Raw genomic sequence first — 21,848 nt, 5'->3', positions numbered from 1 at the left:
CACATAGCCCCATCGCCCAGCGGCGCATGGCACTCTACCGCGGGGTGGTGTCGCTGCCCTTCGACACCAGCGAGATGGCCCCCACCGAGCTCAACGCCCGCGCCCTGGCCCTGCTGGTGGAGCAGGGGGTGGCCGAGCCGGGGGATCACGTGATTCTCACCCGCGGGGATCACATGAACGCCCACGGCGGCACCAATACGCTGAAGATCCTCGAGGTGTGAGTCCATGCACGCCACCCGCCCCCGCAACCGGCGGGCGGGTCACCATTTCAGCGATTCAGAGTGCGCCGGATTGTCGGCCAGGGCGGCAGGGCTCAGTGCCTCGGGCGTACGGTCGGGCACGTCGGCAAAGTACTCGTCGTAACGCGCCTGAGCCTGGTCGCCGAACAGGATCTCGCACGCCTCCAGCAGGCCGGGGGAGTGACGAATCTGCTCGTTGCTGGCCACCAGTGAGATCTTCGAGCGACGACGCAGGAAGTCCTCGAGCCGGGTGATCATCTCGCGGCGCTGGGCCTGGCGCAGTTCGCAGCGGATGTACTCGGTGCCTTCGATCAACAGTTCGCCCTGGCGCGGGTCCTCACGGATCTCCTCGAGCATATCCAGGGCGTGGGTCCCGTAGCGCCGCCACAGGCGAGTCGTCAGCGGCTCGGACGCCTCCGGTGAGGTCATGGCATCCAGGTCCATCAGCCTGGCCTGGTGCAGGAACTCCTGCCTGACCGACTCGGGAGGCTCGCCGTACCAGCGATAGTCCGGATACGGCACCGTCACGCCCAGGCGCTTCACCTCGGCGACAATCTCCTCGCCCACGTTCAGGCAGTCGGTCAGCTTGCCGCCGAAGATGCTGAGGTGAGCCTCGGTCTCGTCGGTGTCGATGGCGTGCTTGCGCGAGAGCTGCAGGAAGTCACGGTCGCCGCCGGCGCTGGCCTTGACCGCCAGCGGGCGTACACCGCAGCGGGTGGCGATGATGTCCTCCCGCCCCAGCGGCTTGGCCAGGTTGAGACGCCTGTTGATGTTATCCAGCACGAAGGCGACATCCTCGTCGGTGACATGCACCTCGGGGCTCTCCATGCGCGTGTCAGTGGTGCCGATGCAGGTGCGCTGCCCCATGGGAATGACGAAGAACAGTCGGCCATCATCGGCGAAGAAGGCCAGCACGCGCCGGCTGTCGGTGAGGCGCGGCACGATCAGGTGAACGCCTTTGGAGTAGGCATGATGGTGCTGCGTCTGCTGCCCGGTCAGTTCATTGTGCTGGTCGACCCAGGGGCCGGCGGCGTTGATCAGCACCTTGGCGCGGATCTCGAAACGGCTGTCGTCCATGACGTTGCGCGCCCGGGTGATCCAGCTGCCGTTTTCCCGGCGCGCCCCGAGCGATTCCACGTAGTTGGCCGCCACGGCGCCATAGTTCAGCGCGTTGCGCACGAAGTTGAAGACGAAGCGTGCGTCATTGTCATGCAGATAGGCATCGGAATACTCGAAGCCCCCCACGGCCTCGCGGGTGTCGATGATCGCCTCTCTGGCCTTGATGGCCGCGGGCGCCAGGAACGTCGGCAGCCGTGTCGCGCCGTTGCCCATCAGCCAGTAGAGCCAGGTGCCCGCCCACAGGTAGCGTGGGTGGTAGCGAAAGCCCCGGGTAATGGTGGTCAGGAAGCGAATTTCCTGGACCGTGGAGGGGTAGCTCTTGATCAAGTGGTTACGGCTCTTGCAGAGCTTGCGCACCAGGGAAAAGTCATAGCTCTCCATGTACTTGATGCCGCCCCACACCAGGTTGGAGGAGTGCATGCTGGTGCTGCCGGCGAAGTCGCCACGGTCAATCAGCGCCACCTTGACGCCCTTGCCGGCCAGCGCCGCGGCGGCGGAGGCGCCATTGATGCCGCCGCCGATGACCAGCACGTCGAACGTCTCGTCGGCCAGCTTAGCGATATTGCTGTTGCGCAGTTGCATAAAGGTATCCCGTCAAAGCAGGGGGCAGGCCAGCAAGCTCGGCCTGCCCGGGAGTCGGCCAGGGCGCCGGGCCTGCGTCCCTGGCGGCCTGGCCACGACGTGTCGAGCGCCAGGCCGGCTATTCCATGTCGTCCCGCTCCCAGTGCATGGTGCGCCGGACGGCCTTCTTCCAGCCCTTGTAGCTGCGCTCGCGGCACTCGGCGTCCATCTTCGGCTCGAAGGTGTGCTCCAGCTCGACCTTGCCGGCCACTTCCTGCTGGGTCCACAACCCCACGCCGATGCCGGCCAGGTAGGCCGCCCCCAGGGCGGTGGACTCGGTGACCCTGGGGCGCTCCACGTTGACGCCCAGCATGTCGGCCTGAAACTGCATCATGACGTTGTTGGCCACGGCGCCGCCGTCCACCCGCAGGGACTTGAGGGTGATGCCGGAGTCGGCCTGCATGGCGTCGATGACGTCGCGGGTCTGGTAAGCCAGCGAGTCCAGGGTGGCCCGGGTGATGTGCTCCTTGCGCGTGCCCCGGGTGATGCCGAAGATCGCCCCGCGGGCGTACATGTCCCAGTAGGGCGCCCCCAGCCCGGCAAAGGCCGGCACCACATAGACGCCACCGGCGTCCTCCACCTTGCCGGCGTAGTACTCCGAGTCCTCGGCCGAGTCGATCAGCTTGAGCTCGTCGCGCAGCCACTGCACGGCCGCCCCGGCGATGAAGATGGCCCCCTCGAGGGCGTATTCCACCTTGCCGTTCAGCCCCCAGGCGATGGTGGTGAGCAGGCCGGACTTGGACGGCACGGGCGTGTCGCCGGTGTTCATCAGCAGGAAGCAGCCGGTGCCGTAGGTGTTCTTGACCATGCCTTTCTCGAAGCAGGCCTGGCCGAACAGCGCCGCCTGCTGGTCGCCGGCAATGCCGGCGATGGGGACCCGGGCGCCGCCGAACATCTCGGCGCCGGTGGTGCCGTAGACTTCGCTGGAGGGACGGACCTCCGGCAGCATGGCGGCCGGAATGCCCAGCTCGTCGAGCATGCGTGCATCCCACTCCAGGGTGCGGATGTTGTAGAGCAGGGTGCGCGAGGCGTTGCTGTAATCCGTGACGTGGCGCTCGCCGCGGGTCAGGTTCCAGACCAGCCAGGTATCCATGGTGCCGAACAGCAGGTCGCCGCGCTCCGCCCGCTCCTGTGCCCCCTCGACGTTGTCGAGGATCCAGCGAATCTTGGTTCCCGAAAAGTAGGCATCGGCCACCAGGCCGGTGGTCTCGCGGATATAGTCTTCCAGCCCCCGCTCCTTGAGCTCGTCGCACAGCGGCGCGGTGCGCCGGTCCTGCCAGACGATGGCAGGGTGGATGGGCTTGCCGGTATGGCGATCCCAGACCACCGTGGTCTCGCGCTGGTTGGTGATGCCGATCGCGGCCACCTGGGAGGGCTTGATGCCCTGGGTTTCCAGCACCTCGCGGGCCACCCCCATCTGGCTGCCCCAAATCTCCATGGCGTCATGCTCGACCCAGCCGGGGGTCGGGTAGTGCTGGGTGAACTCCTTCTGGGCGATGCCGACGATTCGGGCATCCCGGTCGAAGAGGATGGCGCGGCAGCTGGTGGTGCCCTGATCGAACGACAGGATGTATTGTTTTTCCATGGGGTGTCTCCTCGAGTATCGGGTAACGAGCGGTTTTTTGTTGTTCGGCACTGCGGTGATCACTCTTGGTCAGGGACCGAATGCCGGCTTGACCAGCGTTTCTCGACGACAAAGTCGACGCCCAGTGCCACCACGATCACCGCCAGGGCGATCGTCAGGGCGACGGCACTGCCTTCGATAAACACATGCCGGTAGAAGAGCGCACCGGCCACCCCGCCGATCAATGGCCCCACGACGGGGATCCAGGCGTACTTCCAGTTCGAACCGCCCTTGCCGGCGATGGGCAGGAGGCAGTGCGCCAGGCGCGGGCCCAGGTCACGTGCCGGGTTGATGGCATAGCCGGTGGTGCCACCCAGCGACAACCCGATGGCGAGAATGAACAGCCCGATGATCAGTGGGTTGAGCCCCTCGGTGAACTCATTGGCGCCGATGGCCAGGATCCCCAGCACCAGGACGAAGGTGCCGATGATCTCGCTCATCAGGTTGGAAGGCGTGTGGTCGATGGCCGGGTCGGTGCAGAAGACGGCCAGCTTGGCACCCTGGCTCGCGGTCTTTTCCCAATGCGGGTAATAGTGCAGCCAGACCACCACCGCACCGAGGAAGGCGCCGATCAGCTGGCCCAGCACATAGAGCGGCACCTTGGCCCAGGGAAACTCGCCGATCACGGCGAGGCCAAGGGTGACCGCGGGATTGATATGGGCCCCGCTGATGGCCCCGACGGCGTAGATGGCCATTGCCACCCCCAGCCCCCAGCCGAAGGTGATGACGATCCAGCCGCTTGCCTCGGCTTTGGAGTGCTTGAGTAGCACACCGGCAACGACGCCGCCGCCGAAGATGATCAGGATCATCGTGCCGAAGATCTCGCCCAGGAAAGGTGTCATTGGTGTCTCCTCTGTTTTGTCATTGTGTGGAGTGCTTCTGGTTCGAAAACGAACATTGATGCTTTTTGGCGAACATGGCAATACCCGCTGCCCTGAAATTGCGGAATAAGGTGTATTTATTTGATATTTATGGAGTTTCTAAGGGTTATACTTTTGTAGTAGAGGCGGTGTGGCTGTGGAGAATGTGCCTTGTGTGAGCGGTTTTGGCTCATTCAACGAGTTATAATGTTTTATATCGAACTTTCCGAAAGTCATGTGGGCGCCGGGCGCCGCTCCGACTCGCTGGCGGGGAGCTGTCGCTGATTCGGGGCTTTATCGGGTGAGAGGCCGGATAGAAAGAGAGCGCCGACCGGCGGCGCTCATGCAGTGGGGAGGGGCTCCCGGGTAGCGTTCAAAGGGTGATGCGGGTACCCAGCACCTTCAGGAAGGCCGCCAGCCAGGCCGGATGCGCCGGCCAGGCCGGCGCCGTGACCAGGTTGCCATCGGTCTCGGCGGCATCGATGGCGATGTCGGCGTACTCCCCGCCGGCCAGCCGAACCTCCGGTGCGCAGGCCGGATAGGCAGACACTCGCCGGCCCTCGATCACTTCCGCCCCGGCCAACAGTTGGGCGCCGTGGCAGATGGCGGCGAGGGGCTTGTTCGCTTCCGCAAAGTGGCGGACCACCGCGAGCACCTCGGGGTCGAGACGCAGATACTCGGGGGCGCGGCCGCCGGCGACCACCAGGGCGTCGTAATCCGACGCCTTCACCTCCTGGAAGGTGGCGTTGAGGGTGAAGTCATGCCCGCGTTTCTCGGTATACGTCTGGTCGCCCTCGAAGTCATGGATGGCGGTTTTCACCTTTTCTCCCTTCTCCTTGCCGGGACAAACGGCGTCCACCTGATGGCCCACCATGAGCAGGGCCTGGAAAGGAACCATTACCTCGTAGTCCTCGGCGAAGTCGCCAACCAGCATCAGGATGCGTTTCGCAGCCATGGTGTTGTCTCCTCATTGTCATTGTAGGGGCGTGATGCCCGAGGTGCTCCTGGCACGCTGTGCGTGCGAGGAAATGCCCGGATATGTTCTATATCGAGCATTTGGACGGATGTTGCGATATCTGATTTCTAAACACAACATATTTTGCCGATGAGAGTTCGTATTAGAACATTGCGGGCGGGTATGCAGATCCTGCGCGTCGCCTGACGACCGGCATCTCAGTACGCAAGGCGGCCCCCCTGGCCTACGCTGTAGGCGAGGGGGGGCGCCTGGCGTTGACCGCGGCGTTGGGGCCCGCCCAGGAGGCACTGACCAGGGTCGGCCCATTGCGAGGAGAGCCGCCATGCCCGAACAGCCGATTCGTTTGCTGCTGATCGAGGACAACCCGCTGCACAGCCGGCTGGTCCAGCAGTTGATCAAGGCCGACACTCAGCTGAACTGCGAGGTGGAGACGGCGGAGCGCCTCGATCAGGGGCTCACCCGGCTGGCCCGGGGCAAGATCGATCTGGTTCTGCTCGATCTGGTGCTGCCCGACAGCCAGGAGCTGGAGACCCTGTGGCGGGTGCGCCTGGTGGCGCCGCAGGTGCCGGTGATCATTCTCACCGGCCTCGATGACGTCAAGCTGGCCGCTCGGGCCGTGGAGTCCGGCGCCTACGACTACCTGGTCAAGTCGCACCTCAAGGGGGCTTCCCTGGGGCGGGCGGTGCGCTACACCCTGGGGCGTGCCCGGGCCCGCGGCGGCGAGTGGGACTCGCCGATGTTCCGCCTGGCCCAGCAGCAGTTCCTCAAGGCCGCCCAGTACATGAACCTGGACGACAACATCCGCCAGCGCCTGCTCTTTCCCCAGCGGGCCCAACTGGTCTCCTTCCCCTTCTTCCGCGACGATCGTCGTCAGGTGGAGACGGTGTTCGGCTACCGGGTGCAGCACGTGCTCTCCATGGGACCCACCAAGGGCGGCATCCGCTACCACCAGGGGGTGAACCTGGGCGAGGTGGCGGCGCTGGCCATGTGGATGACCTGGAAGTGTGCCCTGATGCGGCTGCCCTTTGGCGGCGCCAAGGGCGGGGTGCGGGTCGATCCCACCGCCCTGAGCAAGTCGGAACTACAGCGCCTGACCCGCCGCTATACCACCGAGATCATCGACATGATCGGCCCGGACAAGGACATCCCCGCCCCGGACCTGGGCACCGACGAGCAGGTCATGGCCTGGCTGATGGATACCTACAGCCAGCAGGTCGGGCACGCGGTACCGACGGTGGTCACCGGCAAGCCGGTAGTGCTGGGCGGTTCGCTGGGGCGCCGCGAGGCCACCGGCCGCGGCCTGGTCTACCTGATTGAGGCCTCGGCGGCGCATCTGGGTCTCGACCTCGCCAAGGCAACCGCGGTGGTGCAGGGTTTCGGCAATGTGGGCAGCCATGCCGCGCGTTTTCTCGATGAACTCGGCGTGCGGGTCATCGCGGTCGGCGATGTCTCCACCGGGCTCTACCACCCCGACGGGCTGCCGGTGGAGGCGCTTCAGGCCCATGTCGCCGAACATCGGGTGTTGGCCGGCTACCCGGATGCCGAGCCAATCGACAATGCCGAGCTGCTGGAGCTCGATTGCGACATCCTGGTGCTGGCGGCCCTGCAGAACCAGGTCACGGTGGAGAACGCCGCTCAGATCAACTGCCGGCTGCTGGCCGAGGGTGCCAACGGGCCGACGATGCTCGAGGCCGATGATATCCTCCAAGAGCGGGGCATCTTCGTGCTGCCCGATATCCTCGGCAACGCCGGCGGCGTCACGGTGTCTTATTTCGAGTGGGTGCAGGGCATGCAGAACCTGACCTGGGGTCTGGACGAGATCAACAGCCGGCTCAAGTCGATCCTGCTGGACGCCTTCCAGCGCACCCTGCACCGCGCCCGACAGGACAAGCTGGATATGCGCACCGCGGCGTTGATCGAGGGCGTCTCGCGGGTCACCGAAGCCAAGTTGCTGCGTGGCGTCTTTCCCTAGCGAGCAGTGCCATGAGCGAGTCCAAGCGCGAACGGGAGCTCAGCCAGTGCCTGGCGGTCGAGACCGCCGCCCGCCAGCGCGTCGAGTGTGCCTACCAGAAACTGCTTGAGGCCCTGGAGGCGATCTCTGAGGGCTTTACCCTCTATGATGCCAACGGTGTGCTGGTGGTCAGCAATTCCCGGTTCCGGGACGAGTACTCGGGCGTGCCTGAGCTGGTCAAGCCGGGCATGCGTTTCGAGGAGCTGATTAACACGGTGGTCTACCAGAAGATCATCTCCACCGGCGACCTGGCCCCGGAGGAGTGGATCGGCTGGCGACTCGCCCTGCGCCGCAATCCTGGCCCGCCCTTTACGGTCAAGACCGCCTCGGGCCGGCAGCTGCGTATCAGCGAGCGGCGCACCCGCGACGGCGGCGTGGTGGCCATCTATACCGATATCACCGAGCTGGAGACGCAGCGCGAACATCTGGAGGCCCAGGTGCGACTCACCGAGGAGGCCCAGGCCCGTGCCGAGGCGGCCCGCCTCCAGCTCACCGAGGCCCTGGAGTCGATCGCCGAGGGCTTCGCCCTGTTCGATGCCGATGACCGCCTGGTGCTCTACAATTCGCGCTTCAAGGAGCACTTCATCACCCCCGGCGATGTGATCGAGATCGGGCTGCATTTCGAGGACCTGCTGCAGACCGTGGTCGAACGCGGCCTGACGCCGCCCGGCCATGCCTCCGGCGAGGCCTGGATCGCCGAGCGTCTTGCGGCGCATCACAATCCCACCGGTCCCTATCAGTTCGTGCGCAGCGATGGCCTGTGTATCCAGATCAGCGAGCACCGCACCCGCGATGGCGGCTATGTGGCCGTCTACTCGGACATCACAGAACTCGAGCAGCATCGGCATCGCCTCGAGGAGCTAGTCGACGAACGCACCGCAGAACTGCAGGCCACCACCGAAAAGCTGCGCCGCTCTCAGCATGCGCTGCGCCAGGCGCGGGACCTGGCCGAGCAGGCCAGCCTGGCCAAGAGCGAGTTTTTGGCCAACATGAGCCACGAGATCCGCACGCCGATGAACGGCGTGATCGGGGTGGCCGAACTGCTCGAGCGTACCGAGCTCACCGAGCAGCAGGCCGAGTACGTCGCTATCATCCAGAAGTCTGCCGACACCCTAATGGGGCTGATCAACGATATCCTCGACTTCTCCAAGATCGAGGCCGGGCGGCTGGAGCTCGACACCCGAGCCTTCCACCTGCGTGACACCCTTAGCGATACCCTGCAGACCCTGGCATTGCGTGCCGACGAAAAGGGGCTGGAGTTGGCAGTGCATATCCCTCCCGAGATCCCAGACTGGCTGCTGGGCGACCCGGTTCGGTTGCGTCAGGTGGTGGTCAACCTGGTCGGCAACGCCATCAAGTTCACCGAGAATGGCGAGGTGGTGGTGGATGTCACCCTCGAGGCGCTCGACGATGAGAAGGCCAGGATCGCCTTCGAGGTGTGCGACACGGGGGTGGGCATTGCGCCGGCGCAGCGCCAACGGATCTTCGAGGCCTTCGGCCAGGGGGACAGCTCACCGACCCGCCGCGACGGCGGAACCGGACTGGGGCTCTCCATTGCCGCTCAGCTGGTGGCGATGATGGGGGGAGAGATCGCCCTGGCCGAAGGCCCCGAGGGACGCGGCAGCTGCTTCTCCTTCAGCGCCGACTTCGGCCTGCCCTCCGAGCAGGATGAGCGCGCCCGTGAGCCGCACGGCCTGCAGGGGCGTCGTGTGTTGGTGGTGGACGACAACCGTACCAACCGCATGATCCTCGACGAGATCCTGCTCAGCTGGGGCATGCGGCCCACCGCGGTGGCCAATGCGGATCACGCCCTCGAGGCGCTTGAGCAGGCCGCTGACGATCCCTTCCCGCTGGCCCTGCTCGATGTGGTGATGCCCGGCATGGATGGCTATACGCTGGCTGAGCGCATTCGCCAGCGGCCGGAGTGGGCCGGCCTGCAGATCCTGATGCTCTCCTCGGGGATGCGCGCCGGCGATGCGGCGCGACGTCAGCGGCTGCGGATCTCGCGGCTGCTGATGAAGCCGGTCAAGCAGTCGGAGCTGCTCAATGCGGTCAGCGAGGCGCTGGGGGTGACGGCCGGCAACGGCAAGCGGCCCTCCGCTCCCCATGCGCTGTCCAGCGCTGGCCCCTCTCGGCGGGTGCTGCTGGTCGAGGATGGGGTGACCAACCAGAAGGTGGCGACCGACCTGCTCACCCAGCGAGGCCATGAGGTCGAACTGGCCGAAAACGGTGCCGAGGCCTTGGACGCCCTGGAGCGTCGCGATGTCGATGTGATCCTGATGGATATCCAGATGCCGGTCATGGATGGCTTGGCGGCCGCCCGGGCGATCCGGGAACGGGAGCGGGAACTGGGCGGCCATGTCCCCATCGTGGCGATGACCGCCAGCGCCACCAAGGAGGATCGTGAGCGCTGCCTGGCCGCAGGCATGGATGGCTACGTGACCAAGCCGTTTCGCGCCGCGGAACTGTTTCAGGCCGTGGAGTCGCAGGGCATCGGGGCCCCGGCGAGCGTCGCCGAACCAGGCGCTTCTGCCGGGCCGACGGCGAGTCCGGCAACGTTCCCCTGTCTGAACTGGGACGCCGCCCTGGCCAACCTGGAAGGCAACCGGGAGCTGCTCAACGACATGGTCAGGCTGTTCCTCTCCGAGTATCCGGGGTTGCTGCGCGAGATCGACGAGGCCATTGTACGCCAGGAGGCGGCGACGTTGCGCCGTGCCGCCCATACCCTCAAGGGGGCGGCGCAGGTGATAGGAGGGGAGGCGTTGGGGGAGACGGCAAAGCGCCTCGAGGCACTGGCCAAGTGCGGTGAGCTGGAAAGCGCCGGCGACGTGCGGGAGACCCTGGTGGGCCAGGCGGATGCACTGCGGCTGGCGCTCGAGGCGAGGTTCACCGAGGCCGGCGGTGAGGGAAGATAAGCGCGATAGCGTGTTGTATACAATGCATCTCCCAGTTGTGGCCATCCTGCGCAAAACATGCGATGGTGTCTCGAGTAAAGGCTGCTAGGCTCTGCCTGAAAAGTCGGCGAGCGAAGGCCAGACAAGGCAAAAATCGGCGAGAAGACGGACCGGGCTCGCGTGCGAGTTTACGGGGTGTAAATGAGTACTTTGAGCCGTTTTTTAACGCCGTTTGGCCGAGCGCAGCCAGTTTTCAGACAGGGCCTTGTGAAGGGGACAGCATGAGCCATACCTGGCAGGACGACGTGCAGGCCGTCGTGAGGGCGGGGGGGCGCATCAACGATCGCTTCATCGTCGACAAGGTGCGCAAGGCGGTATTGATGCAGCGCCTGCCGCCGGGGACCCGGCTGCCGGAGGTGGCGCTGGGCGAGATCTTCGGCGTCAGCCGCTCGGTGATCCGCAAGGCGCTGACCCGGCTGGCCGCCGACCACGTGGTCACCCAGCAGCCCAATCAGGTGGCGCGGGTGCGCGCGCCGAGCATCGACGAGACCCGCGAGACCTTCGACGCCCGCCGGCTGGTGGAGGGCGAGGTCGCCGCGCTGCTGGCCGGTCGCCTCGACGCCGATCAGCTGGCGGCCATCGAGACGCTGGTGGAGCGCGAGGCCGCCGCCTACGCCGCCGGTGACGAGCCGGCGCGCATCGAGCACTCCCTGGCGCTTCACCATCTGCTGGCCGAGCTGTCGCCCAACCGGGTGCTGGGCGCCATGCTCACCGACCTGATCCTGCGCACCTCCATCGTCATCGCCCTCTACAAGCGCTCCGGGCTGACCAGCTGCTACCTGGCGCCGGACCACCCGGCGCTGCTGACGCATCTGCGCAGCGGCGACGGCGAGGCGGCCCGTGCGTGCATCCATGACCATCTTCAGGCGCTGGAGAACCTGCTCGACCTGAGCGTGCGCGATGCCAGCATCGACCTGATGGCGATTCTGGGCCAGCGGGAGGGCGTGACCTCCTGAGAGGGCGTTTACAAAAGGGCCGCAGGGCGCCCATGCCGGGGGAGGTACCCCCTTGGTCCGCTTTACCCGCCGGGGGCGCTGCATGACAATGCCGGACGTCATCTCTCTGGTCGATAGGTAGTCCTGCGATGAACTCACTTGCGCGATGGGTGCTGGCCGTCTGTCTGGTGCTGGGGCTCGGCCCCGCCATGGCGTCACCCCCCACCGTGGCCGCCGCTTCGGATCTGCAGTTCGCCCTGGCCGAGGCCGCCGAGCGTTTCGCGGCCGAGACCGGCAGGTCGCTGCGCCTGAACTTCGGCTCCTCCGGCAACTTCCGCCGCCAGATTGCCCAGGGGGCACCCTTCGAGCTCTACCTCTCCGCCGACGAGGCCTATGTGCTGGCCCTGCACGAAGAGGGACACACCGAGGACGCGGGCGTGGTCTATGCGATCGGGCGGCTGGCCTGGCTGCAGCGGGCCGATCGTGACGATCTGCCCGGTGACGAGGCCCCCTTGGCCGCCGTGCGCGAGGCGCTTGAGGCCCATGCCGCCGGCGAGGGCCGGCCGCGCATCGCCCTGGCCAACCCCGAGCACGCCCCTTACGGCGTGGCGGCCAGGCAGGCCCTCGAGCACGCCGGCCTGTGGGACGACAGCGCTGCGCTGCGGGTGCTCGGCGAGAACGTCTCCCAGGCCGCCCAATTCGCCCTGTCCGACGACGCCCGCGGCGGGCTGGTGGCCTGGTCGCTGGCGCTGGCCCCGCAGCTGGCCCAGCGCAGCGACTTCGTGCTGATACCCGAGGCGTGGCACGAACCGCTGGTGCAGCGCATGGCGCTGGTCAAGGGGGCCGGGGAGACCGCGCGCGCCTTCTACGCCTGGCTGCAGCAGCCGCCGGCCCGGGAAATCTTCGCCGGCTACGGTTTCCGCTTGCCCGATGAGGCCGAGCCGGCCGGGGAGCACTGATGGATTGGACGGCGCTGAGCGTCTCGCTGCGCCTGGCGGCCCTGACCTGCCTGTTCCTGCTGCCGGTGGGGCTGTGGCTGGGCCGTGGCCTGGCCCGGGCGCGCTTTCGCGGCAAGTCGCTGTGCGAGGCGCTGGTGGCGCTGCCGCTGGTGATGCCGCCCACCGTGCTGGGCTTCTACCTGATGATGAGCTTCGGCCGTGAGGCACCCTTCGGCGCCTTCTGGCAGCGGCTCACCGGGGAGGGGCTGAACTTCACCTTCACCGGCATCTTGCTCGCCTCCCTGGTGGCCAACCTGCCCTTCGCGGTGCAGCCGATCCAGCGCGCCTTCGAGGCTATTCCCGCCAACCTCTGCGAGGCTGCCTGGTGCAGCGGCCTCTCGCCCTGGCAGACCTTCCTGCGCATCGAGCTGCCGCTGGTCTGGCCGGGGGTGGTCTCGGCGCTGGCGTTGACCTTCGCCCATACCCTGGGCGAGTTCGGCGTGATCCTGATGGTGGGCGGCGCCATCGACGGTGAGACGCGCACCCTGGCCATCGCCATCTACGACCGGGTGCAGGCCTTCGATGAAGCGGGGGCGGGCATCATGTCGGCCATGCTGCTGCTGGTCTCCTTCCTGACCATCGGGGTGGTTTACGGCTTGGCGGGCCGTAGGCGGTGGCGGCGTGTCTGAGCCACGCAGCCCCGTGTCGCCGGCCGTGGCATCGACTGCCGCTGGCGGGTCGCTGACGGTGTCCATCCACCAGGCCGGCCCCATTCCGCTGGCTGCCGACTTCCACTGCGCGGCCGGCGAGTTGCTGGCCCTGGTGGGGCCTTCCGGCAGCGGTAAGACCACCCTGCTGCGGGCCATCGCCGGCCTCTACCGGCCGGCCGGGGGGCGCATCGACTGCGGCGACGAGTCCTGGCTGGACCGGGACCGTGGCGTCGCCCTGGGCCCCCAGCGTCGCCGGGTCGGCATCGTCTTTCAGGACTATGCGCTGTTTCCCCATTTGACCGCCCGCGACAACGTCAAGGTGGCGCTGGGCCATCTCGACGCTGCCAGGCGCAACGGCTGCGCCGAGCGCTGGCTCGACCGAGTGCGCCTGGAGGGGCTCGGCGGGCGCTATCCGTCCGAGCTTTCCGGCGGCCAGCGCCAGCGGGTGGCACTGGCTAGGGCGCTGGCCCGGGAGCCCCGGGTACTGCTGCTCGACGAGCCCTTCTCGGCGGTGGATCAGGTGACCCGGCGGCGCCTGCAGCGCGAGCTGGCGCTGCTGCGCGAGGAGATTCATATCCCCATCGTGCTGGTGACACACGACCTGGACGAGGCGGTGGCCCTGGCCGACCGCCTCTGCGTGCTGCACGGCGGGCGCAGTCTGCAGAGCGGTTCGGCGGAGACGCTGTTTCGCCATCCGACCAGCGCCGAGGTGGCGCGGCTACTGGATCGCCACAACGTCTTCGAGGGTGAAGTGGTGGAGGAAGACGGCCGGCGGCGGCTGCAGTGGGGGCCCTGGCGGCTGGAGGTAGCCGCGGGGCTTGCGGCCCTCACGCCGGGTCAGCGGGTCGCCTGGTACCTGCCCGACTCCGACGTGGTGCTGCATCGCCGCGACCGGCCCTCCCGCGGCGAGCGGGAGAACCCGGTGACCGGGCGGGTGGCCGAGATGGTGGTGCTGGGGGGCATGACCTCGATCACCCTGGCCTTCGACCACGCCCGCGAGTCCCTGCGTTTCGATATCGCCACCCATGCGGCGCGGCGCAACGGCCTGGTGCGCGGTGCCAAGGCCCAGGTCTCGCTGCTGGCCAGCGGCATTCATCTGATGCCGGAGGAGTTTTCGCGATGACCCCGCCCCCCTGGCGCCTGCCGGGCTCGCCGGTTCAGCGGCTTGGCCTGCTGCTGCTGGCGCTGCTGGCCGTCATGCTACTGGGCGGCCGCTGGCCGGCGGGGGCCGCTGCGCCGGCCAGCTTCGAGAAGGCGCCCTTGGCCATCGACACCGGCCAACAGACTCACCACCTCGAGGTAGAGCTGGCCCGCAGCCCGGCGCAGCGTCAGTTCGGACTGATGGAGCGCGACCGGCTGGGCGAGCGGGCGGGAATGCTGTTTCTCTACGATCGGCCGCAGCCGCCCCGCAGCGGCTTCTGGATGTACCGCACCCGGATCCCGCTGGATATCGCCTTCATCGATGCCGGCGGGCGCATCGCCGCCATTCACACTATGCAGCCCTGCGGCTCCGACGACCCGGGGGACTGTCCGGTCACCCTGGCCGGTGTTACCTACGTGGCTGCACTGGAGGTCAACGCCGGCTTCTTCGCCACCAATGGCATCGGGCTTGGCGACTGCGTCACCTGGCCGGGGCGCCCACCTGGCTGTCGCCCTGCCGATTAGGCGTGGTCTGACAGGTCGGCGACGTCGCGGGAGCGGCGCAACGGCAGCCGCAGCACGATCAGCGCCACGCCGGCGATCACCAGGCCGCCGCCCACCAGGGTGTGGGCGCTGAGCCGCTCGCCCAGTAGCAGCACCCCCAGCAGTACCGCTCCCACCGGCACCAACAGGCTCAGCGGTGCCAGGCGGTTGACCGGATGGCGGCGCAGCAGCCCATACCACAGGCCATAGGCGACGATGGACGACATCACCGCGGTATAGAAGATCGCCCCGACGCCCTGCCAGCTCGCCTGGCGCAGCGCCTCCCACTGGCCGTTCTCGAACCATAGCGAGGCCAGTGCCACCTGGGGGATGGCGAAGAGTGCCACCCAGCCGGCCAGTGCCATGGGCGCCACGCCGGGGCCGCGCTTGATCAGCAGCTGGGAGATCGCCCAGCCCAGCGCGCTGAGCAGCAGCAGGGCCATGGGCAGCGGCGAGGGGAGGCTGGGGCCGCCGGCCAGTACCACCACCCCGCCGAAGGAGAGCGCCAGTCCCGCCAGGCGGCGCCCATCCAGCCGCTCGCCGAGAAAGATCACTGCCAGCAGGGTGGCGAAGGGCGTGCCCATCTGCACCAGCAGCGCCCCGGTGCCGGCCTCCGCCTGCCCCAGGCCGATGAACAGCAGCGCGAAGTGCAGGCTGCCGAAAGTCAGCGAGAGCAGCAGCAGGAAGGGCAGCTGCTGGCGCGCCACCGGGTGGAAGGGCACCAGCAGCGCTGCAACCAGCATGAAGCGCAGCGTGGTCAGCAGCAGCGGCGGCAGCTCCGCCACCCCCAGCTTGATGACGATGATGTTCAGGGCCCAGATGGCGACCACCAACAGGCCCAGCAGCAGGTCGCGTAGCGGCACCTGGCGTCTCCTTGCAAGGCAGGGGCTTGGAGGGTATCAGTCCGCAGCCGTGACGTCGCCTGGGCGGTGGCTGCCGCCCTTCCATTCAACGCCCGACTTCGGAGATGATCCCGGGGTGGCATGATGGACCACCCCTCAAAATGATAAACGCGGCCGGCCCCTCGCGTCGGCCCCCTGCTGCAAAGGACACGTCATGACAGCTGCTAGTCGACTGACCCGTGCTGCCGCGGCCCTGGCCGGTGTCGCGGTGCTCACCGCTTCGCTCTCGGCCCAGGCCCGCGAACTCTCCGTTTCCACCGTGCTCTCCGACGCCTTCCCCTGGGGCCAGGCCGCTGAAAAATGGGCGGAACTGGTCGAGGAGCGCACCGAGGGGGAGCTGACCCTGCGGGTCTATCCCAACTCCCAGCTGGTGGCCGGCGATCAGACCCGCGAGTTCTCCGCCATGCGCTCGGGGCTGATCGACATGGCCATCGGCTCGACCATCAACTGGTCGCCCCAGGTGCCGGAGCTCAACCTCTTCTCACTGCCGTTCTTCATGCCCGACGAGGCGGCGGTGGACGCGGTGACCGGCGGTGAGGCCGGTGAGAGGATCTTCGAGGCCATCGAGTCACGGGGCGTGGTGCCCCTGGCCTGGGGCGAGAACGGCTTTCGCCAGCTCTCCAACTCCCGCGGCCCGATCAGTGCCCCGGCGGACCTTGACGGCCTGAAGATCCGGGTGGTGGGCTCGCCGCTGTTCCAGGACACCTTCAACGCCCTGGGCGCCGACCCCACCCAGATGAGCTGGACCGACGCCCAGCCAGCGCTGACCACCGGAGCGGTGGATGGCCAGGAGAACCCGCTGTCGGTGTTCGACGTGGCGCGGATCGACCAGGTGGGGCAGGAGTACCTGACCCTGTGGAACTACATGAACGACCCGCTGATCTTCGCCGTCAATCAGCGGGTCTGGGACTCGCTCACTGAAGAGCAGCAGCAGATCCTGCGCGAGACCGCCGTCGAGGCTGGCCAGTGGGAGATTGCCATGACCCGCGAGGAAGAGAGCGAGCGGCTGGCCGATATCCAGGAGCGTGGCGTGCAGGTCACCGAGCTCACCGAGGCGCAGCACCAGGCCTTCGTCAATGCTACCGCCAGCGTCCATGACAAGTGGATTCCGCGTATCGGCCAGGAGCTTGTCGAGGTGGCACGCCAGGCCATCGAGTCGCGCTGAGTCTCTCCACCCGCCGCCGGTCCCGGCCGGGGCCGGCGGGCTTATCGTGAGGTATCGATGAAACCGTCACCCGACGCCCGGCCGGAGCGCTGGCTGGGGGCCCTGGCGCTGGCGATCATCTCGCTGATCAGCCTGGGCAACGTCATTACGCGCTACGTCACCGGCGGCTCGCTGGCCTTCACCGAGGAGTTCTCAGTGTTCCTGCTGGTGGTGGTGACCTTCGCCGGCGCCTCGGTAGCCGCGCGGCGCAACGGCCATATCCGCATCGGCCTGCTGGAGCGGGCCTTGCCGTTGGCGCCCAGAAAGGCGCTGATCCTCTTTCAGTGGCTGTGCGGCGCCACCGTGCTGGGGCTGATCACTTGGTTCGGCGCCAAGCTGACCTGGGAGGAGTACCAGTGGGAGTCGCTCTCGCCGGGCCTGGGCCTGCCGCAGTGGTGGTACCTGATCTGGCTGCCGCTGCTCGCCGCGGCGATGCTGGTGCGGCTGACTCAGCAGACCCGGGACCGCCTGGCCGGGAGGCTCGACGATGAGCCCTGACCTGTGGATGATTCTGGCCTTCGCCGGGCTGCTGATCGCCGGGGTGCCGGTGGCCTTTTCGCTGGCCCTGGCCGGTGCCGTTGGTATCATGGCCGGGCTGTCGCCTGCGATGCTGGCGACGCTCGGCACCAACACCTACAACAGCATCGCCAAGTACCCGCTGATCGCCATTCCGCTGTTCATCATGACCGGGCTGATCTTCGAGCGCGCCGGGGTGGCGCTGCGGCTGGTGCGCTTCGCCCAGGCGCTGATCGGCCCGCGTCACGGCGGTCTGGCGCTGGTGGCGGTGCTGGTCTGCATGATCATGGGCGGGATGAGCGGCTCGGGCCCGGCGGACGCCGCGGCGGTGGCCATGGTGATGCTGCCGAGCATGACCAAGGCCGGCTATCCCAAGCCCTTTTCGGCGACGCTGATCGCCGCCTCGGCCTCCACGGCGATCCTGATTCCGCCCTCGGTGGCACTGATCCTCTACTCCATCGTGGTACCGGGGGTCGACCTGCGGGCGCTGTTCGCCGCCGGGCTCTTCCCCGGCATCCTCGCCGGGCTGGCGCTGCTGGTCCCGGCGCTGATCGTCTCGAAGCGCTACGGCTGGGAAGGCGGCGCCCCGGTGTCGGGCGCCAAGCGTCTCAAGGTGGGCGAGACCTTCAAGCAGGCGCTGCCGGCGCTGTTTGCACCGGTATTGATCCTGGGCGGGCTGCGCTCAGGGCTCTTCACCCCCACCGAGGCCGCCGTCGTCGCGGTGGCCTACGGGGCGCTGGTGGGACTTTTCCTGACCCGCGAAATCGGGTTCAAGGACCTCTGGGGGCTGTTCGGTGAGGCGGCGGTGATTTCCGGGGTGGTGATGCTGATCATCGCCCTGGCCGGCATCTTCGCCTGGGCCGGCACCATGCTCGGCACCTTCCGCCACCTGGCCGAATGGATCATCGGGCTCTCCGACAGCGGGGTGCTGCTGCTGATCCTGATCATGCTGGCGGTGCTGCTGGCCGGCATGCTGCTCGACGCCATCTCGATCTACCTGATCATGATGCCGATCCTGATCCCGGTGATGCAGCACTTCGGCTGGAATCCGGTGTGGTTCGGTATCCTGCTGGCCATGAACATCGCCATCGGCCAGTTCACCCCACCGGTGGCGGTCAACCTGATGGTCACCACCGAGATCGCCAAGATTCGCCTGGAGCAGACCGTCGGCTGGGCACTGCTGTTCGTGCTGGCCATGGCCAGCGCCCTGGCGCTGGTGGCGATCTTTCCCGAGATCGCGCTGTGGCTGCCGCGAACGCTGGGCTACAACGTCTAGGACCGATTTTCAGACCCCGCTCGACTCGCTCCCCGGGGCACTCCCCGCCCACCATGGCCTGGCGGCTGACACCGCCAGGCCAGCGTCCCTTTGGCCCGCTGCTGGCGGGTGTCACCACAGCTGACAACCTGTGCCGGAACGGCTGAGGTGCCGCTACCTCCTGTATCGATTGATGCGTACGGATGTGAGGGGTGAAGGGGTGGCTTTCCGACAAAATAGCATACGTATTCAGTGTCTTATACTAAAGTATAATACCTTTAAAAACATAGGGTTATTCTGTTGTCGAGCTAAATTCATTTCGATGGTTTGCATACGTATGCTCTGGTGATCTACAACTGTCTTCGGAAGCCCGGCCGAGTTCGGCAGGGGCATTAGGCCATCGGCCTGCATGACGACAATGACAATCGAGAGGAGTGCACCATGAACCGCACCAACCGTTCCCTCTTCACCAAGACCGCCTTGGCATCCGCGCTGTCGCTTGCCATGGTGACCGGCGCCCAGGCGGGCACCGAGCGAACGATCGACGTCAGCCTGCCGCTGGGTCCCGACTCCCAGCAGGGCATCGGCATCCTCAAGTTTGGGGAAGAACTGGAAAGGCTCTCCGAGGGGCGCCTGAGCATCGAGCCGCACTACGACAATGCCCTGGGTGCCGAGCGCGAGGTGGTCGAGGGCATGGGCTTCGGCATCGTCGATGCGGGTATCTCCTCGACAGGGCCCATGGGCGGTTTTGTCGACGAGTTCCTGCTCTTCGATCTGCCCTATATCTTCGACAATCACGCCCACGCCTACGCCTTCCTCGACAGTGAGCATGGGGAGCGCCTGGCGCAGCTGGCCGAAGAGCAGATGAACGTCAAGGTACTGGCGTGGATGGAGAACGGCTTTCGCCACAACACCAACTCGGTGCGACCGCTCAACCATCCTGAGGATCTCGACGGCATCAACCATCGTACTCAGGAGAGTCGGGTCCAGGTGGATACCTGGCAGGCGCTGGGTGCCAATGCCACGCCGATGGCCTGGACCGAGGTCTTCACGGCGCTGCAGCAGGGGGTCATGGACAGCCAGGAAAATCCGCTGCCGACCATCTACGACGTTAATTTCTATGAAGTTCAGGACTACCTGAACATGACCCAGCATGTCTATTCTCCGGCGCCGCTGATGATGGGCCTGGACCTCTTCAGCTCATTCAGCGAGGAAGACCAGAGCATCATCCTCGAGGCGGCACAGATCGCGCTACCTGTGCAGCGAGAAGCCAGCCAGGAGCTGGAGGAGCGATACCTGGTACAGCTCGAAGAGCTGGGCATGACGGTCACCCATCCCGACCTCGACCCCTTCCGCGAGGCGGTGCGTCCGGTGATCGAGCAGTGGGCGCCCACCGTCGGCGAGGATCTCGTCGAGGCTGCCATCAACTTCGACTACTGAGCCAGGTTCTTCCGAAGGCGGCGTCCGCCGCCTTCGGGAGCTGCTCGTATCTGTGACGAGAGGCAGTCATGAAAAAGTTTCTGCTGCTGACCCATGAGGGGATCGGGTTGTTCAACCGGATGATCGGCTGGGCGCTCGCCGCTCTGCTGCTGGTCATGACCGTACTGATTTTCTGGCAGGTCTTTGCCCGCTTCGTGGTGGGTAGTCCCCTGTACTTCTCGGATGAAATTGCCCGGTTCGCCATGATCTGGTTGACCTTCATCGGCGCGGGTTATGCCTACCGCAAGGGATTGCTGATCTCGGTGGATATCGTGCTCGAATTTACCGGTCCCAGGATCTCCCGTCTGTTGCGGGTCCTGATTATTCTCGCCTCGGCGCTCTTCGCCTTCATCCTGGTCAAGTATGGCTTCGAGCTGGTAGGGCGAGTGGCCAACCAGACGGCGCCCAGTACCCGGGTATCGATGATGTGGCCCTATCTGGCCGTACCGGCGGGTGGCATCGTCATTCTGATCAACTCCGTGGCGCTGCTGATCGATGAAATCCTTGGCATCGAGAAGAAGGAGTCCTGACCATGGCGCTGCTGCTGTTTCTATTGCTGATCGCACTCTTCATCATCGGTGTACCCATCGCCTTTTCGCTGGGGCTGGCCTCTGCCGTTACCGTCTGGCAGGGCGACCTGATGCCCATGCTGATCGTGGCGCAACAGTTCATCGCCTCGGTCAACTCCTTTCCGCTGATGGCGATTCCCTTCTTCATCCTGGCCGGCTATATCATGCAGAGCGGGGGGATCTCGCGCCGGCTCGTCGACTTCTCCAACACCCTGGTGGGCAGCATGACCGGTGGTCTGGCCATGGTGGCCATCGTCACCTCGCTGTTCTTTGCCGCCATCTCCGGTTCCGGTGCCGCCACCACCGCGGCCATCGGTTCGATTCTGATCCCGGCGATGATCGCCAAGGGCTATTCAGCCAGCTATGCGTCGGTCAATCAGGCGGCATCCGGGGCGCTGGGTGTGATCATTCCGCCCAGCATTCCGCTGATTCTCTACGCCATCGCCGCCAATGTCTCGGTGGGTGATATGTTTGTGGCGGGTGTGTTGCCGGGGCTGATGATTACCCTGAGCCTGCTGCTCTTCGCCTATTGCTACGCCCGCTATTACGGTCATGGGGGAGGGGAGAAGAGCTCCCTCGCCGAGATCTTTGCAGCGGGGAAGAAGGCGATCCTCGCGATCTTCATGCCGGTGATCATCCTTGGCGGCATCTACGGCGGTATCTTTACTCCCACCGAGGCCGCAGTGATCGCGGTGGCTTACTCCTTTCTCGTCGGCTTCGTCATCTACCGAGAAATAAAGCTCAAGGATATCGTCCGTATCCTCCAGGACGCAGCGGTGACCAGTGCGGTAGTGCTGAGCATCATCGGGGCCGCCGGCCTCTACGGACGAATCCTACAGCGTCTTCGGGTACCCTCGACGATCTCCGATTTCGTGGTCGGTGCCATCGACAGCCCGCTGCTGTTCATCATACTGGCTAATGTGTTGCTACTGATGGCGGGCATGTTCATCGAGGCGGCCGCCGCCATCCTGATCTTTGTGCCGATCCTGCTGCCCATAGCCGTGAGCTTCGGGTTCGATCCGGTGCATTTCGGCATCATCATGGTCGTCAATCTGGCCATGGGAATGTTCACGCCGCCGGTGGGGCTCAATCTGTTCGTTGCGTCCCAGATTTCCAAGGTAGGCGTGGCCCGACTCTCCTACGCCGTCCTGCCGTTCGTCGCCATCGTACTGGTCAATATCCTGATCATTAGCGTGGTGCCTTTCCTCTCTACCTGGCTGCCGTCATTGCGCTAGGCGGCGAGTGTCGGACAA

19 protein-coding genes are annotated in these 21,848 nt (G+C 66.2%); 14 read left to right on the top strand and 5 right to left on the bottom strand.

Annotated features, from left to right (window positions below; all coding sequences use genetic code 11):
• The coding region (locus HOP52_RS10770) for a pyruvate kinase alpha/beta domain-containing protein (protein WP_275298159.1) at nt 1-221 on the top strand (221 nt) is incomplete at its 5' end.
• 39 nt (nt 222-260) lie between these two features.
• Here HOP52_RS10770 and HOP52_RS10765 read toward each other — a convergent pair.
• The 4 genes from HOP52_RS10765 to HOP52_RS10750 all read right to left on the bottom strand — a co-directional run bounded on the left by HOP52_RS10765 (nt 261) and on the right by HOP52_RS10750 (nt 5,418).
• Nucleotides 261-1,940, bottom strand: coding sequence for a glycerol-3-phosphate dehydrogenase/oxidase (locus HOP52_RS10765; RefSeq protein ID WP_238977387.1), 1,680 nt, complete (start codon nt 1,938-1,940; stop codon nt 261-263).
• Between the two features lie 118 nt (nt 1,941-2,058).
• Nucleotides 2,059-3,564, bottom strand: a complete 1,506-nt coding sequence (glpK, locus tag HOP52_RS10760) for a glycerol kinase GlpK (protein WP_238977386.1) — start codon at nt 3,562-3,564, stop codon at nt 2,059-2,061.
• Between the two features lie 59 nt (nt 3,565-3,623).
• Complete coding sequence (locus tag HOP52_RS10755) at nt 3,624-4,445, bottom strand: MIP/aquaporin family protein (RefSeq protein ID WP_238977385.1); 822 nt, start codon at nt 4,443-4,445, stop codon at nt 3,624-3,626.
• 391 nt (nt 4,446-4,836) lie between these two features.
• Nucleotides 4,837-5,418: a DJ-1/PfpI family protein gene (locus tag HOP52_RS10750; protein ID WP_238977384.1), complete on the bottom strand. Its 582-nt coding sequence runs from the start codon at nt 5,416-5,418 to the stop codon at nt 4,837-4,839.
• Between the two features lie 343 nt (nt 5,419-5,761).
• On the opposite strand from HOP52_RS10750, the gene HOP52_RS10745 reads away from it, so the two are divergent.
• The 7 genes from HOP52_RS10745 to HOP52_RS10715 all read left to right on the top strand — a co-directional run bounded on the left by HOP52_RS10745 (nt 5,762) and on the right by HOP52_RS10715 (nt 14,652).
• Nucleotides 5,762-7,411, top strand: a complete 1,650-nt coding sequence (locus tag HOP52_RS10745; protein ID WP_238977383.1) for a Glu/Leu/Phe/Val dehydrogenase dimerization domain-containing protein — start codon at nt 5,762-5,764, stop codon at nt 7,409-7,411.
• Between the two features lie 11 nt (nt 7,412-7,422).
• Nucleotides 7,423-10,365, top strand: coding sequence for a response regulator (locus HOP52_RS10740; RefSeq protein ID WP_238977382.1), 2,943 nt, complete (start codon nt 7,423-7,425; stop codon nt 10,363-10,365).
• A gap of 260 nt (nt 10,366-10,625) precedes the next feature.
• Nucleotides 10,626-11,360, top strand: coding sequence for a GntR family transcriptional regulator (locus HOP52_RS10735; RefSeq protein WP_238977381.1), 735 nt, complete (start codon nt 10,626-10,628; stop codon nt 11,358-11,360).
• 128 nt (nt 11,361-11,488) lie between these two features.
• The gene (gene modA / locus HOP52_RS10730) at nt 11,489-12,298 is read left to right on the top strand and encodes a molybdate ABC transporter substrate-binding protein (RefSeq protein WP_238977380.1); all 810 of its coding nucleotides are present in this window, start codon (nt 11,489-11,491) and stop codon (nt 12,296-12,298) included.
• A complete protein-coding gene (modB, locus tag HOP52_RS10725; RefSeq protein WP_238977379.1) occupies nt 12,298-12,966 on the top strand; it encodes a molybdate ABC transporter permease subunit in 669 nt (222 codons plus the stop codon). The genes modA and modB overlap by 1 nt, the downstream gene beginning before the upstream one ends.
• Nucleotides 12,959-14,110 (top strand): ABC transporter ATP-binding protein, encoded by a 1,152-nt coding sequence (locus tag HOP52_RS10720; protein ID WP_238977378.1) that lies wholly within the window; start codon nt 12,959-12,961, stop codon nt 14,108-14,110. Before modB ends, HOP52_RS10720 begins: the two co-directional genes overlap by 8 nt.
• A complete protein-coding gene (locus HOP52_RS10715) occupies nt 14,107-14,652 on the top strand; it encodes a DUF192 domain-containing protein (protein WP_238977377.1) in 546 nt (181 codons plus the stop codon). Before HOP52_RS10720 ends, HOP52_RS10715 begins: the two co-directional genes overlap by 4 nt.
• Here the strand turns inward: HOP52_RS10715 and HOP52_RS10710 are convergent.
• Nucleotides 14,649-15,533 carry a DMT family transporter gene (locus HOP52_RS10710; RefSeq protein ID WP_238977376.1) on the bottom strand — a complete coding sequence of 295 codons (885 nt, stop codon included), beginning with the start codon at nt 15,531-15,533 and terminating at the stop codon, nt 14,649-14,651. The genes HOP52_RS10715 and HOP52_RS10710 overlap by 4 nt on opposite strands.
• A 193-nt stretch (nt 15,534-15,726) precedes the next feature.
• Here HOP52_RS10710 and HOP52_RS10705 point away from each other — a divergent pair, with 193 nt between their 5' ends.
• The 6 genes from HOP52_RS10705 (at nt 15,727) to HOP52_RS10680 (ending at nt 21,830) form a co-directional block, all read left to right on the top strand.
• The gene (locus tag HOP52_RS10705; protein WP_238977375.1) at nt 15,727-16,737 is read left to right on the top strand and encodes a DctP family TRAP transporter solute-binding subunit; all 1,011 of its coding nucleotides are present in this window, start codon (nt 15,727-15,729) and stop codon (nt 16,735-16,737) included.
• Nucleotides 16,738-16,794: 57 nt separating this feature from the next.
• Complete coding sequence (locus HOP52_RS10700; protein WP_238977374.1) at nt 16,795-17,274, top strand: TRAP transporter small permease; 480 nt, start codon at nt 16,795-16,797, stop codon at nt 17,272-17,274.
• A complete protein-coding gene (locus HOP52_RS10695; RefSeq protein ID WP_238977373.1) occupies nt 17,264-18,568 on the top strand; it encodes a TRAP transporter large permease in 1,305 nt (434 codons plus the stop codon). Before HOP52_RS10700 ends, HOP52_RS10695 begins: the two co-directional genes overlap by 11 nt.
• Nucleotides 18,569-18,988: 420 nt before the next feature.
• Nucleotides 18,989-19,987 (top strand): TRAP transporter substrate-binding protein, encoded by a 999-nt coding sequence (locus HOP52_RS10690; RefSeq protein ID WP_238977372.1) that lies wholly within the window; start codon nt 18,989-18,991, stop codon nt 19,985-19,987.
• A gap of 68 nt (nt 19,988-20,055) precedes the next feature.
• On the top strand, nt 20,056-20,556 hold the full coding sequence (locus HOP52_RS10685; RefSeq protein WP_238977371.1) for a TRAP transporter small permease: 501 nt from the start codon (nt 20,056-20,058) through the stop codon (nt 20,554-20,556).
• A 2-nt stretch (nt 20,557-20,558) separates the two neighbouring features.
• On the top strand, nt 20,559-21,830 hold the full coding sequence (locus tag HOP52_RS10680; RefSeq protein WP_238977370.1) for a TRAP transporter large permease: 1,272 nt from the start codon (nt 20,559-20,561) through the stop codon (nt 21,828-21,830).
• The last annotated feature ends 18 nt before the right edge of the window (nt 21,831-21,848 follow it).

The organism is Billgrantia campisalis, from assembly GCF_022341425.1.
In the GTDB taxonomy this organism is placed as follows: domain Bacteria; phylum Pseudomonadota; class Gammaproteobacteria; order Pseudomonadales; family Halomonadaceae; genus Halomonas; species Halomonas campisalis.
Note: the sequence above shows the minus strand (reverse complement) of the source record. Positions and strands in the feature narration are given on the sequence as shown.

Excerpts from the sequence above, each read along its gene's own strand:
- HOP52_RS10765 (WP_238977387.1), bottom strand. The coding sequence starts at position 1,940 with ATGCAACTGCGCAACAGCAATATCGCTAAGCTGGCCGACGAGACGTTC.
- glpK (WP_238977386.1), bottom strand. The coding sequence starts at position 3,564 with ATGGAAAAACAATACATCCTGTCGTTCGATCAGGGCACCACCAGCTGC.
- HOP52_RS10700 (WP_238977374.1), top strand. The coding sequence starts at position 16,795 with ATGAAACCGTCACCCGACGCCCGGCCGGAGCGCTGGCTGGGGGCCCTG.
- HOP52_RS10755 (WP_238977385.1), bottom strand. The coding sequence starts at position 4,445 with ATGACACCTTTCCTGGGCGAGATCTTCGGCACGATGATCCTGATCATC.
- HOP52_RS10705 (WP_238977375.1), top strand. The coding sequence starts at position 15,727 with ATGACAGCTGCTAGTCGACTGACCCGTGCTGCCGCGGCCCTGGCCGGT.
- HOP52_RS10695 (WP_238977373.1), top strand. The coding sequence starts at position 17,264 with ATGAGCCCTGACCTGTGGATGATTCTGGCCTTCGCCGGGCTGCTGATC.
- modB (WP_238977379.1), top strand. The coding sequence starts at position 12,298 with ATGGATTGGACGGCGCTGAGCGTCTCGCTGCGCCTGGCGGCCCTGACC.
- HOP52_RS10750 (WP_238977384.1), bottom strand. The coding sequence starts at position 5,418 with ATGGCTGCGAAACGCATCCTGATGCTGGTTGGCGACTTCGCCGAGGAC.
- modA (WP_238977380.1), top strand. The coding sequence starts at position 11,489 with ATGAACTCACTTGCGCGATGGGTGCTGGCCGTCTGTCTGGTGCTGGGG.
- HOP52_RS10685 (WP_238977371.1), top strand. The coding sequence starts at position 20,056 with ATGAAAAAGTTTCTGCTGCTGACCCATGAGGGGATCGGGTTGTTCAAC.
- HOP52_RS10690 (WP_238977372.1), top strand. The coding sequence starts at position 18,989 with ATGAACCGCACCAACCGTTCCCTCTTCACCAAGACCGCCTTGGCATCC.
- HOP52_RS10715 (WP_238977377.1), top strand. The coding sequence starts at position 14,107 with ATGACCCCGCCCCCCTGGCGCCTGCCGGGCTCGCCGGTTCAGCGGCTT.
- HOP52_RS10740 (WP_238977382.1), top strand. The coding sequence starts at position 7,423 with ATGAGCGAGTCCAAGCGCGAACGGGAGCTCAGCCAGTGCCTGGCGGTC.
- HOP52_RS10745 (WP_238977383.1), top strand. The coding sequence starts at position 5,762 with ATGCCCGAACAGCCGATTCGTTTGCTGCTGATCGAGGACAACCCGCTG.
- HOP52_RS10735 (WP_238977381.1), top strand. The coding sequence starts at position 10,626 with ATGAGCCATACCTGGCAGGACGACGTGCAGGCCGTCGTGAGGGCGGGG.
- HOP52_RS10680 (WP_238977370.1), top strand. The coding sequence starts at position 20,559 with ATGGCGCTGCTGCTGTTTCTATTGCTGATCGCACTCTTCATCATCGGT.